Source organism: Sphingobium terrigena (genome assembly GCF_003591655.1).
Lineage (GTDB): Bacteria > Pseudomonadota > Alphaproteobacteria > Sphingomonadales > Sphingomonadaceae > Sphingobium > Sphingobium terrigena.
The window spans coordinates 24,407-36,314 of sequence record NZ_QVRA01000006.1 but is presented as its reverse complement, the minus strand read 5'-3'; the positions used below and the strand labels follow the sequence as shown (position 1 = coordinate 36,314).

General features: G+C 63.8%; 14 protein-coding genes and 1 tRNA gene. 6 read left to right on the top strand and 9 right to left on the bottom strand.

Annotated elements, in window-relative coordinates:
• Positions 1 to 30: 30 nt before the first annotated feature.
• A complete protein-coding gene (locus D0Z70_RS08405) occupies positions 31 to 945 on the top strand; it encodes a sugar kinase (RefSeq protein ID WP_119745306.1) in 915 nt (304 codons plus the stop codon).
• A gap of 232 nt (positions 946 to 1,177) precedes the next feature.
• Here D0Z70_RS08405 and D0Z70_RS08400 read toward each other — a convergent pair.
• From D0Z70_RS08400 to D0Z70_RS08375, 6 genes are all read right to left on the bottom strand, one after another.
• Positions 1,178 to 1,254 (bottom strand) — tRNA-Arg (locus D0Z70_RS08400).
• Positions 1,255 to 1,341: 87 nt separating this feature from the next.
• Positions 1,342 to 1,719: a hypothetical protein gene (locus D0Z70_RS08395; protein WP_119745304.1), complete on the bottom strand. Its 378-nt coding sequence runs from the start codon at positions 1,717 to 1,719 to the stop codon at positions 1,342 to 1,344.
• 100 nt (positions 1,720 to 1,819) lie between these two features.
• Complete coding sequence (gene nth, locus D0Z70_RS08390) at positions 1,820 to 2,461, bottom strand: endonuclease III (RefSeq protein WP_119745302.1); 642 nt, start codon at positions 2,459 to 2,461, stop codon at positions 1,820 to 1,822.
• A gap of 5 nt (positions 2,462 to 2,466) precedes the next feature.
• Complete coding sequence (gene dapB / locus D0Z70_RS08385; RefSeq protein WP_119745691.1) at positions 2,467 to 3,231, bottom strand: 4-hydroxy-tetrahydrodipicolinate reductase; 765 nt, start codon at positions 3,229 to 3,231, stop codon at positions 2,467 to 2,469.
• A gap of 65 nt (positions 3,232 to 3,296) precedes the next feature.
• On the bottom strand, positions 3,297 to 4,019 hold the full coding sequence (locus D0Z70_RS08380; protein ID WP_119745300.1) for a head GIN domain-containing protein: 723 nt from the start codon (positions 4,017 to 4,019) through the stop codon (positions 3,297 to 3,299).
• Positions 3,971 to 4,732 (bottom strand): head GIN domain-containing protein, encoded by a 762-nt coding sequence (locus D0Z70_RS08375; RefSeq protein WP_119745298.1) that lies wholly within the window; start codon positions 4,730 to 4,732, stop codon positions 3,971 to 3,973. Before D0Z70_RS08375 ends, D0Z70_RS08380 begins: the two co-directional genes overlap by 49 nt.
• Before the next feature lie 108 nt (positions 4,733 to 4,840).
• On the opposite strand from D0Z70_RS08375, the gene D0Z70_RS08370 reads away from it, so the two are divergent.
• From D0Z70_RS08370 to D0Z70_RS08350, 5 genes are read left to right on the top strand one after another with little or no spacing between them, the layout of a single operon-like run.
• A complete protein-coding gene (locus tag D0Z70_RS08370) occupies positions 4,841 to 6,442 on the top strand; it encodes a M28 family metallopeptidase (protein ID WP_119745296.1) in 1,602 nt (533 codons plus the stop codon).
• A 28-nt stretch (positions 6,443 to 6,470) separates the two neighbouring features.
• Positions 6,471 to 7,178: an MT-A70 family methyltransferase gene (locus D0Z70_RS08365; protein WP_239018859.1), complete on the top strand. Its 708-nt coding sequence runs from the start codon at positions 6,471 to 6,473 to the stop codon at positions 7,176 to 7,178.
• The gene (locus D0Z70_RS08360) at positions 7,175 to 7,915 is read left to right on the top strand and encodes a BglII/BstYI family type II restriction endonuclease (protein ID WP_239018858.1); all 741 of its coding nucleotides are present in this window, start codon (positions 7,175 to 7,177) and stop codon (positions 7,913 to 7,915) included. The genes D0Z70_RS08365 and D0Z70_RS08360 overlap by 4 nt, the downstream gene beginning before the upstream one ends.
• A gap of 59 nt (positions 7,916 to 7,974) precedes the next feature.
• Entirely contained in the window at positions 7,975 to 8,970 is a 996-nt protein-coding gene (gene hemB, locus D0Z70_RS08355) for a porphobilinogen synthase (protein ID WP_119745292.1), read from the top strand.
• A gap of 1 nt (position 8,971) precedes the next feature.
• Positions 8,972 to 9,541, top strand: coding sequence for a gamma carbonic anhydrase family protein (locus tag D0Z70_RS08350; protein WP_119745290.1), 570 nt, complete (start codon positions 8,972 to 8,974; stop codon positions 9,539 to 9,541).
• Positions 9,542 to 9,699: 158 nt separating this feature from the next.
• Here D0Z70_RS08350 and D0Z70_RS08345 read toward each other — a convergent pair whose 3' ends face one another.
• The 3 genes from D0Z70_RS08345 to glk all read right to left on the bottom strand — a co-directional run bounded on the left by D0Z70_RS08345 (position 9,700) and on the right by glk (position 11,878).
• A complete protein-coding gene (locus tag D0Z70_RS08345; RefSeq protein WP_119745288.1) occupies positions 9,700 to 10,212 on the bottom strand; it encodes a hypothetical protein in 513 nt (170 codons plus the stop codon).
• A gap of 65 nt (positions 10,213 to 10,277) precedes the next feature.
• On the bottom strand, positions 10,278 to 10,901 hold the full coding sequence (gene eda / locus D0Z70_RS08340) for a bifunctional 4-hydroxy-2-oxoglutarate aldolase/2-dehydro-3-deoxy-phosphogluconate aldolase (protein WP_119745286.1): 624 nt from the start codon (positions 10,899 to 10,901) through the stop codon (positions 10,278 to 10,280).
• Between the two features lie 2 nt (positions 10,902 to 10,903).
• Complete coding sequence (gene glk, locus D0Z70_RS08335) at positions 10,904 to 11,878, bottom strand: glucokinase (protein WP_119745284.1); 975 nt, start codon at positions 11,876 to 11,878, stop codon at positions 10,904 to 10,906.
• Positions 11,879 to 11,908 lie beyond the last annotated feature (30 nt).

Below are 11,908 nucleotides of genomic sequence, written 5' to 3'. Positions count from 1 at the left end.
AAACCGGTGTCATAAGGAGCGGGATGCAGCATGAACAGCGTAGCAAAGGCTAATGTCACGGTCATCGGCGAAGCGATGCTGGAACTGAGCCGGGGGAGCGGCGACAGCTGGAACCTGCGCTATGGCGGCGATGTCATCAACACCGCGATCCACCTGGCGCGGTCGGGCGACACGGTGCGGCTGGCCAGCGCTCTGGGCGCGGACCCGATGAGCGCGGATCTGTGCGCGGCGTGGGAGGCGGAAGGGGTCGACACCAGCCTGGTGCTGCGCGCGGCGGACCGGCTGCCGGGGCTTTACGCGATCGAGACCGACGCGACCGGCGAGCGCAGCTTCCATTATTGGCGGGGCGAGGCAGCGGCGCGGCGGATGTTCGACCTGCCCGGCAGCGCGGAGATGGTGGCGCAGGCGGCGCAATCCGACCTGCTCTATTTCTCGCTGATCACGCTCGCCATCCTGCCGGACGCGGGGCGGGAGGCATTGCTGGACCTGTGCGCAAGCGTGCGGGCCAAGGGTGGCAAGGTCGCCTTCGACGGCAATTATCGCGCCCGGCTGTGGCGCGACGCGGCGACCGCCTGCCACTGGCGCGACCGGGCGATCGCCGTGAGCGACATGGGCCTGCCGACGCTGGCGGACGAGGTGGAGATGGGCGCAGCCGACGACGCGCAGGACGCCGCCGCCCGCTGGGGCGCGGGTGAGGGGCGCGAGGTGGTGGTGAAGCTGGGCGGCGATGGCGCTCTGGTCGATGGCACTATCGTGCCGATCCCGCAGCGGGTGCCGGTAATCGATTCCAGCGGGGCTGGCGATGCCTTCAACGGTGGCTATCTCCATGCGCGGCTGGCAGGCGCGACGCCGGTGGACGCGGCGCTGGCGGGGCATCGGCTGGCGGGATGGAATATCGGCCAGCGGGGCGCGATTCCCGCGCGGGACGGGGATGCGCCTTATTGAATGGGGCGATGCAGGTTCAGCCTGCTCACCATCCAGCCAGTCCTCACGGATTCACGCAGCCAATCAGTCCGTGCAGACTTGTTGATGCGGGTGCGGTTTGCTGAGGGCGTTTCTGGCCGAAATCCACGGGATTGGACGATCATATCGGCCGAAATTCGCGAGTTTCGGTCTCCGCAAAGCCAATAGCGGGAAAGGTTGCTTTCTACCAAATCACTGATTTATTTGTGTATTTTGGTGCACCCAAGTGGATTCGAACCACTGGCCTTTGCCTTCGGAGGGCAACGCTCTATCCAGCTGAGCTATGGGTGCATGACGCTGGCTGGTAAGCCGTGTCAGACAGGCCGCTTAGCAAAGGCCGTTCGTCCGCGCCAGCGGCAAAATCGCTACCGGGCCATCTTATTTCGGCGCTTTCTGCATCGGCTGGAATTTGCCCAAGCCGCAGCTGGCACCCGGTTGCAGGCCGGGACCATTGTTCCACAGCACGGTGATGATATCGACCGAACAAAGCTGCGACAGGCTGGTGCGGTAGGAAAAGCGCTTCTCAAATCCCAGGCTGGGACAGCTGTTGGGCAGGGTGTTGCGGTAGATTTTGTTGCCGTTCATGATGAAGTCGATGGTGCGGTCATTACGCACATTGGTCGAGCGGATCGACGTCAGCGGGACGCAATCGAGCGCCTTGGCACCGGTCGGGACATAGGGGTCGGGCGTGGTCTTGGCGATGGCGGGGGTGACGGCGCAGGCCAGCGCGAGACCCAAAGCGAGACGGACGGACATGGTTTCTCTCCTTCGATTGCGTTTGAACGAATCGACGTCGCAGGACGGTGAAACCCGTCTTTAGCGCGCCCGGTCTGAACCCAGGAAGAACGGTGTGGCGTCAGGCGGGCGGCGGGGTTTTGGGCTTGAAGCGGCACAGGTCGGCGACCGGGCAGCGCCAGCATTCGGGTTTGCGCGCCTTGCAGATATAGCGGCCGTGCAGGATCAGCCAGTGATGGGCGTCGCGGCGGAAGGGCTGCGGGACGCGCTTGTCGAGTTTTGTTTCCACAGCCAGTACGGTCTTGCCGGGGGCCAGCCCGGTGCGGTTGCCGACGCGGAAGATGTGGGTGTCGACCGCGAACGTCTCCTGCCCGAAGGCGGTGTTGACGACGACATTGGCGGTCTTGCGCCCGACGCCGGGCAGGGTGGTCAGCGTGTCGCGATCCTGCGGCACTTCCCCGCCAAAGTCGCGCACCAATATGTCCGACAGGGCGATGACATTCTTCGCCTTGGTATTGAACAGGCCGATGGTGCGGATATGGGTTTTGAGGCCTTCCTCGCCAAGGTCCACCATCTGTTGCGGGGTGGTGACGTCCATGAACAGGGCGCGGGTCGCCTTGTTGACGCCGACGTCGGTGGCTTGGGCCGAGAGCGTGACCGCGACCAGCAGCTGATAGGGATTGCCATAGGCCAGCTCCGTCACCGGCGCGGGATTGGCTTCGGCCAGGCGGCTGAAAAAGTCGAAGATCTGCGCCTTGTTCATCGGCGTCAGAGACCCAGCACGCCCTTCATGTCGTAACGGCCGACGCTCTGGCCGATCAGCCATTGCGCGCCCTTGACCGCGCCGCGGGCGAAAATATTGCGGTTTTCGGCGCGGTGGCCAATTTCTATGCGTTCGCCTTCGGCCGCGAAGATGACTTGGTGGTCGCCCGCGACCGATCCGCCGCGAAGCGCCGCAAAGCCGATCGCGCCCTGTGCCCGCGCGCCGGTAATGCCGTCGCGGCCGCGTTCGCTATGGTCGGCCAGCGTGATGCCGCGTCCGCGCGCGGCGGCTTCGCCCAGCAGCAGGGCGGTGCCGGAGGGGGCATCGACCTTGTGCCGGTGGTGCATCTCGACAATCTCGATATCCCAGTCGTCGCCCAGCCCCGCTGCGGCCTGTTCCACCAGCGCGGCGAGCAGGTTGACGCCGAGCGAGGTGTTGCCGGTCTGGAGGATGGGGATCATCGCCGAGGCTTCGTCGATCAGGGCGTGATGGACGGCTTCCAGGCCAGTGGTGCCGATCAGGATCGGCTTGTTGGCGGCAATGCAGGCATCGAGATGGACAGAGAGGGCGCCGGGTACGGAGAAGTCGATCAGCACGTCGCTGCGCTGTGCCAGTTCCAGCGGATCGGTGGTGATGGCGATGCCCGGTGCGATCTCGCCGCTGCCGTCGCGGTCGGTGCCGCCCGCTATGCCAAGGCCTGCGTCAGCGGCGACCTGCGCGATGGCGCGGCCCATGCGGCCAGCGGCCCCGAAAATCCCGATAGTCGTCATGATCGCCCCGTTCACACTTAATTGCTGTGGCCGATGCCAGAGCAGCGGCGCTTTGTCATTATCGTTCAATAGCGCTCGCCACCGCAGGCGATGCGCCCGGTGCCGCGATTGTCGACCGAGCAGGCGGCCTTGCCATTGACGGTGACGTCGCCGGAGCCAGTCGCGGTGACCTTGGCCGTGACCTCGGCAGTCAGGGCGATGCTGCCCGGCCCGTCATTGGCAAGGGTCGCCTGGCGCGCGCGCAGGGCTTCGCCCGCGACCGCACCCGGCCCGGAGACGCGGATATTGGCGACGCCTGTTCTTCCGCTGAGCGTCGCGCGGCCACCGCCCGCCAGCGACAGATCGAGCTGGTCGAGGTCGATCGCCGCCACGGTCACGTCGCCATTGCCGCCCAGCACGATGTCGCCGCGCAGCCCCTTCATCCGGCTGACCGTTACCGATCCGCCCCCGGTCAGGACGATGCGGGAAAGGTCGCCGGTGGAGAGGCGCAGGGTCGCTGCGCCGCCGCCTTTTTCGCCGGGCCGCGGGCGGATCATGGTGATGGTGAGCAGGCGGCCGGAGACATTGACGTTCAGCCCGTCGAGCAGCGCCTGATCCCCCTCCGCGCGGGCCGATGCGCCAGCACCAGTGGTGATGACGACGCTGACCGGCGCATCGAGCCGGATCGCGTCGAAGCTGGTGATGGTATAGCCGCGCGTCGCCGCCGCTGCGGGCGTCGCGATCAGGATCGTCGCGCCGATCAGGGCGCGCAGCGCGCCTCGCCCGGTCCTGTGCCACTTGTCGTACATTGCGCCTTGCCCTTTACCGTCACGTCGCCCGGCCCCATGATGCTGATAGCGACCGCGCCGTCCGACGCAAAGGCGATGTTGCCTGCACCCAGGATCGACACGTCCGCCTTGCCCAGTTTGAGGCCGTCGGCTTCGATATCGCCCGCGCCGGTGATGGCGAGTTTGCCTTCATCAGCGGTGCCGGAAATCTTGATCGATCCGGCGCCGGTAATGTCGGTTTTCAGGCTGCGCAATTTGACCGCGCCGATGTCGAAATCGCCCGCGCCGGTGAGCGACAGGTCGAGCGCGTCGCCCTCCGCCCGGTCGAGGGTGAAATCGCCTGCGCCGGTCAAAGCAGCGGCGCGGATGGTGGGCATGGTGACGCGGATGGTCGCACCTTCATTATCGTCCTTGCGGCCCCAGCTCCAGTTGCCGTTCGACTTGCGGCCGATGACCAGCCGGTCGCCCTTGACCATGATGTCGAGCTGTTCGATCGCCTTGGGATCACCCTCTGCCTTGACGGAATAGCTGTCGCCGATCATCACGGCGACATCGTCCGGGCCGGTGGCGTCGATCGCGGTGAAATTTTTGAGCGTCGACCAGTCCTGCGTCGCGCTGGTATTGGATGCAGGGGCGGCGTCATTGGCATCGCGCGAGCAGGCGGCGGTCGAGAGAGCGAGTCCGGCGACGAGCAGGGCGGACAAAGTCGGGGAATGGGGCATCATCATCTCCATACTGTATTGCCACGTTAATACACGTTCGCGGTGGTGGTTCCAAGCCCCCTTGTTCGTCGGACAGGATCGGGCAAGATAGCAACCAGATTTGAGTGGAGTAGCATGAGTATGCGCGGCCTTTCCTTCGGCATATCCCTGATCGCGTTGATGGTTGGCAGCACCGCGCTGGCAGAGGCGGAAGGGGAGGCTGAGGGGGACAGGGGCGCGCGCTGGTGGGCGCATGTCGAGATGCTGGCGAGCGACGCGATGCAGGGGCGCGGCACGGGGACGCCCGGCTATGACAAGGCGGCGGCCTATGTGATCGGCCAGTTTCAGGCGATGGGCCTGAAACCCGCTGGCACGCAGGGCTTTCGCCAGCTGGTTGCCTTTGTCGAGCAGCGGATCGTGTCGGACAAGTCCAGCGCGGCGCTGGTGGGACCGCAGGGGGTGGTGCCGCTTGCGGTGCCGGGCGACCTGATCTTTGGCGGCGGGGGCGGGCCGGTGCCCGAAAGCATCGACGCGCCCCTGGTGTTTGCGGGCTATGGCCTGCATCTGCCCGAAGCGGGGCATGATGATTTTGCCGGGCTGGATTTGAAGGGCAAGATCGTCGTCGTGCTGTCGGGTGGTCCGGCGACCCTGTCGGGCGCGCTCAAATCCCATGCGCGGTCGGAACGGTCGCACTGGCTGGCGGAGCAGGGCGCGCTGGGGCTGATCACGCTGGTGACGCCCAAGCAAGTGGAGATTCCCTGGGACCGGCGGATCGCTCTGTCCGGCGCGCCCGCGCTTTATTATAGCGATGTCAGTTTGCGGGATACGCAGACGCCGTTCCTGGGCGCGCAGCTTGACCCGGCCAAGTCGGATCTGCTGTTTACCGGGTCGGGACAGGATTTTGCCGCGATCGCGGCGGCGGCGGATGCGTCTGCGCCGGTCGCCTCCTTTCCACTGGCGGTGCGGCTGAAGGCGCAGGTGAGCGCGACGCGGGCTGAATTGTCCTCCCCCAATCTGATCGCTATGCTGCCGGGCAGCGATCCCAAGTTGCGGCATGACTATGTCGTGCTGTCGGCGCATCTGGACGGCTATGGCGTCGGCACGCCGATCAAGGGGGATGCGATCTATAATGGCGCGTTCGACAATGCGTCGGGGGTGGCCAGCCTGCTGGAGATTGGCCGTGCCTTGAAAGCCAGCAAGGTGAAGCCGAAACGGTCGATCCTGTTCGCCATCGTCACTGCGGAGGAGAAGGGGTTGTTGGGCGCCCGCTATTTCGCGCGTCGCCCGACCGTGCCGCAGAAGAGCATCGTCGCGGACCTGAATTTCGACATGGCGCTGCCGATCTTCCCGCTGACCAGCGTGACGCCGATCGGCTATGACCAAAGCTCGCTGGGCAAGGATGCGGAAGTCGTGAGCGCGGCGATGAACCTGCCCATCACCCCCGATCCCTTCCCCGACCGCAACGTGTTCATCCGGTCGGACCAATATGCCTTCATCCGCGAGGGCATACCGGCGCTGTTCTTCAAATATGGCTTCAAGGCCGGGACGCCTGAAGCCGCCACCGAAAAGGCGTGGCGGGCGAATATCTATCACTCGCCCTTCGACGATCTGAACCAGCCGGTGATGCCCGCCGAGAGCGCGAAGCTGAACGACTATGTGACGGCGGTGACGCTGAGGGTGGCCAATGGCGCGGCGCGGCCGACCTGGAATGGGGACAGTTTCTTTCGGCGGTTTGCGAAGTAGGGCGATTTGAGGGAAAGGCGGGGATTGGGTGGATAAGCAAAATTCACCCTGTGATTCGCTTGACATTTGGACGGGCGCAAAGGAAGATCTTGTTATGTTCTCATCCGGCCTCTCCGCTCATGATGATCTGCTGGCTTTGGCTAAGGATCAACGTTTCGGCACAATTCTGGCTGATCCGCCATGGCAGTTCCAAAACAGGACTGGTAAAGTCGCCCCAGAGCATAAGCGACTTAATCGCTATGGTACGATGACATTAGATGAAATTTGCGATCTGCCGGTTGCAAATATTGCTGCAGATCCGTCGCACCTTTATTTGTGGGTTCCGAATGCGCTTTTGCCTGAAGGAATACAGGTAATGAATGCATGGGGATTTCGATATATCTCCAATATTGTTTGGCATAAAATCCGTAAGGATGGCGGTTCTGATGGTCGCGGGGTAGGGTTTTATTTTCGTAACGTGACAGAATTGCTGTTGTTTGGAGTGCGTGGAAAGAACGCACGCACGCTTTCGCCAGGACGCAGTCAGGTCAATATGATTCAGACTCGCAAGCGTGAGCATAGCCGTAAGCCCGATGAGCAATATGATGTCATTGAGGCATGTTCTTGGGGTCCCCGCCTGGAAATGTTTAGTCGGGGCGCGCGGGAGAATTGGACGGTATGGGGTAATCAGGCCGACGAAAATTACCGTCCGACATGGGATACTTACAGTTATAATAGTGCAATTGCTGCCGAATGATGCTCGATCGTTTGCGCGATAGCGGCTTTGAGGTTGAGTTCACCAACCATGCACAAGCGATTATGTTGCATGACTTTCCAGATTTGATCGACGAACTGGAAGGGGCGTTGCTGAATATTTCTTTGCCGATGACAGAGATAATCGGCGGTGGTGGCGGTGAAGCAAAAATGACCCAACGGTTGCGGCGTGGATTGGCGGCACTCCAATGGTCGAAGCATAATTTCGAAATGAAAAAGATAGTCGATGGTGTTCCCAAAGAATCCGTGAGCCATGAAATTGATCATGTTCGGCGCGCGGATAGCGGGACTGTGGCGCTTGAGATCGAATGGAATAACAAGGATCCATTTTTTGATCGAGATTTGGAGAATTTCAAGCGACTTCATGCTGAGGGGGCAATCAGCATCGGCGGTATCATTACGAGAGGTTCCGAGATGCAGGCCACGATGCGGTCGAGGGTCGAAAAATTCGCGACCGATCGCGGGATCGACAGCTTTGACGGACTTGAAGAATTTGGTGCAGGCTCCCCTACAGGGCCGCAACGTCGCCAAATTGAGGCTGATATTGCGAGAGGTGCAGACTTTGCAACGGCATGGTCGCGAAAATTTGTCGCCGATAAATTCGGGCAAGCAACAACGCACTGGGCAAAGCTGCAGGACCGGGTTGCGAGGGGTGTAGGAAATCCATGTCCCCTTATTCTGATTGGCTTATCGCCGTCGATTATAGACATGAGTGCCTAAAGGATTTGATTTGACCGCTGCTGCTTGATCCCCCGCTCTCCCGCGCCTAGACCCGCGCCATGAGCCAATCTTCCTATCCGGCGCTGCGGATGCGGCGCGTGCGGGCTTCGGCGTGGAGCCGGGCGATGTTTGCGGAAAATCGTCTGTCGCCCAGCGATTTCATCTGGCCCTTGTTCGTGACCGAGGGGGATCATGTCGAGGAGCCGATTGCGGCGCTGCCCGGCGTGTCGCGCTGGTCGGTGGATGGCATCGTCGCGCGGGCGCGGGAGGCGCAGGATGCCGGGATTCCCTGCCTGGCGCTGTTCCCTAACACGCAGGCCGACCGGCGCAGCGATGATGGGGCGGAGGCGCTTAATCCCGATAATCTGATGTGCCGGGCGATCCGGGCGATCAAGGATGCGGTGCCGGACATTGGCGTGCTGACCGACGTGGCGCTGGACCCCTATACCGCGCATGGGCAGGACGGGTTGCTGGACGACACGGGCTATGTTCTTAACGATGCGACCGTCGATGTGCTGATCGGCCAGTCGCTCAATCAGGCGGCGGCGGGGGCGGATATTATTGCGCCCAGCGACATGATGGACGGTCGGGTCGGCGCGATCCGCGCGGCGCTGGAGGCCGATGGCCATGTGAATGTCCAGATCATGTCCTATGCCGCCAAATATGCGAGCGCTTTTTATGGTCCGTTCCGCGACGCGGTGGGATCGCGCGGGCTGCTGAAGGGCGACAAGAAAAATTATCAGATGGACCCGGCCAATGCGGAAGAAGCATTGCGCGAGGTGGCGCTGGATCTGGCCGAGGGGGCGGACAGCGTGATGGTGAAGCCGGGGCTGCCCTATCTCGACATCATCCGCCGGGTTAAGGAGCAGTTTGCCGTGCCGGTGTTCGCCTATCAGGTGTCGGGCGAATATGCGATGATCGAACATGCGGCGGCGGCTGGCGCGGGGGACCGCGACGCGCTGGTGCTGGAGACGCTGATGGCGTTCAAGCGGGCGGGGTGTTCGGGCGTGCTGACCTATCATGCGTTGCACGCGGCGCGGCTGCTGGGGGCGTGAGATGAGCGATTATCCGGGCGTCACCATCATCCCCTTCAAGGGCAAGGTGCCGGTCATCCACCCCAGCGCCTTCATTGCGCCCGGATGCCGGATCATCGGCGATGTCGAGATCGGTGAGGACGCCAGCATCTGGTATAATTGCGTCATTCGTGCGGACGTGAACCGGGTGCGGATCGGCGCGCGCAGCAATGTGCAGGACGGCACGGTGATCCATTGCGACAGCCCCGGCGACGGCATCGACCGACCGGTCGAGGGCTGGCCGACGATCATCGGGGATGATGTGCTGATCGGCCATATGGCGATGGTGCATGGCTGCACGCTGGAGGACCGGGCTTTTGTGGGGCTGGGCGCGATCGTCATGGATGGCTGCGTGGTCGAGAGTGACGGGATGCTGGCGGCGGGGGCTTTGCTGTCGCCGGGCAAGCGGCTGCCGGCGCGGCAACTTTGGGCGGGGCGACCGGCCAAATATATGCGTGACCTGTCGGACGAGATGGTGGCGAAGCTGGGCGGTGGCGCGGCGCGCTATGTCGATTATGCGCAGGCGCATAAGGCGGCGGTGGACGCGGTTTAGGGCTTATATTCAATCAGTTTTGCACGGCTCCTGCTCCTCCCCTTGCAGGGGAGGTGTCGGGCCGAAGGCCAGACGGAGGGGTGTCCCGCTATCGATAGGGTGACACCCCTCCGTCAACGCTTCGCGTTGCCACCTCCCCTTAAAGGGGAGGATGAATATTAAGGCTGGGCCAACTGCCCCTTGAGCGCGTCGATGCGGTCATTCTGGCTGTCGACGATGGCTAGGGCGGCGGTGCGGGCGGTGTCGAGGGCTTCGAGGCCGCCATTTTCCTTGCCATCGGCGATGGCGCTGGTGCGATCGACATAGAGGGTGTCGAGGCTGGCGAGGGCGGAGACGCTGTCGTTGCGCGCGGTTTCCAGCGCGCTGATGGCGACCTGCGCGGCGACCCAGGCGTCGCTGGATACCGATGATCCTGACGCAGCGCGGGCGGCTTTTTCCGCCGTGGCGTAGGCAGCGTCGAAGCCGGTGCGGCCGGTTTCCGACTGGGCGGTGAAGCGGCTGATCTGTGCCGCTAGTTTGGCGTCGGCGGCGATCGGGGCCGGGGGCGGGGTGGCTTCGGCGACCGGGGCGCTCTCGATCGGGCGCTTGGCGAGCGAGGGATAGCTCAGCTGCGCGCCGGTGCAGCCGGACAGGAGCAGGGCGAGATAGGGGAGCAGCCGACGGGTCATCATGGCGTTCCATCTAGGGCGCGATGTGGCGGGGCGCAATGGCCCCGCCCTACGTCATCCGCCCACTTTTATCCGCGCGGCAGGGCGGCGGCGGCGCGGGCGAGTTCCTCGATCTTTGCGCCATCGACCGGACCCTTGGGCACGACCCAGCTGCCGCCGACGCATTTGATGAAGGGCTGGGCCAGCCACTCCGGGGCGCTTTTGAGCGTGATGCCGCCGGTGGGGCAGAAGCGGGCGGTGTGGAGCGGCGCGGCGAGGGCTTTCAGTGCTGGCAAGCCGCCCGATGTTTCGGCGGGGAAGAATTTGAAATGGGTGAGGCCCATATCCATGCCGCGCATGATGTCGCCCGCCGTGGCGGTGCCGGGCAGGAAGGGGATTTTGGCGGCAATCGCGGCCTTGCCCAATGGCTTGGTGAGGCCGGGGCTGACGATGAAGCGGGCGCCTGCCTCCATCGCGGCGTCGAGCTGTTCGGGGTTGAGGACGGTGCCTGCGCCGACCACGGCCCCTTCGACCTGGCTCATTTCGCGGATCACGTCGAGCGCGGCGGGGGTGCGCAGCGTGACTTCGAGCGCGGGCAGGCCACCGGCGACGAGGGCGCGGGCGATGGTGAGGGCGTCCTCGACCCGGTCGACCACCAGCACCGGGATCACCGGGGCGAGGCCCATCACTTTTTCGACGGTCAATTTGCTCATGCTTATTGCTCCCTAAAGGCGGCGGCGGCCCCGAACAGGCCGATTTCGTCGTGGATGGCCATACGGATCGGGACCGAGGCCATCAGGCTTTCGAACCGGCCCTTGGCCTTGAAACGGGTGTGGAAGCCGCTGTGCGGCAGAAAGTCGCGCATCCGCTGGGTCAGACCACCGGCCAGCACCACGGCATGGGGACCATGGGCGAGCGCGAGATCGCCCGCGACCGATCCGTAGCAGAGGCAGAAGCGTTCGAGCGCGGCGCGGGCGAAAGGATCGCTATCCTCCAGCGCCGCCTGCCACAATTCGGGGTCCTCCATCAGCATGACCCGGTCATGACCGATGGTCGCCATCGCCTTGTAGATATAGTTGAGGCCCGGCCCGGACACGATCCGCTCGGTCGAGACGCGGAGGAATTTGTCGCGCAGATAGGCGAGGATTTTTTCTTCCAACTGGTCGAGCGGGGCGAAGTCGAGATGGCCGCCTTCGGTTGCGATGACATGGGGATGGCCATTGTCATAGGCGATCATCGCGACGCCAAGCCCGGTGCCGGGGCCAAGGATGGTGACGCCGCCGTCGCGGGGGAAGGGGCGGTCCTCGCCGAACAGCAAAGGGAGATTTTCGTCCGGCAGGCGGGAGACGGCGTGGGCGACCGCCTCGAAATCATTGACCAGCTTGACGGTGCGGACGCCCAGATCGTCGGCCAGCGTATCGGCACGGACGACCCAGCTGGAGTTGGTGAGCTTGATGACCTCGCGGCCGATGGCGGTGGCAAAGGCTATCGAGACGGCGTCGGGCAGGTCGCCTTCGCCGCTGTCGGCTTCATCCTGCGTGAAGGCGGCCCAGCAGGCTTGCAGGCTGGGATAGTCGGCGACCTTATATTTGCGCACGGTGCCGAGCGTCGGCACACCGCGATCGTCGAGCGAGGCGCGCGCGAAGCGGGCATTGGTGCCGCCAATGTCGGCGGCGATGATGTTGGTCATGGTCAGGCGCCTCAAAACATATTCTTATTG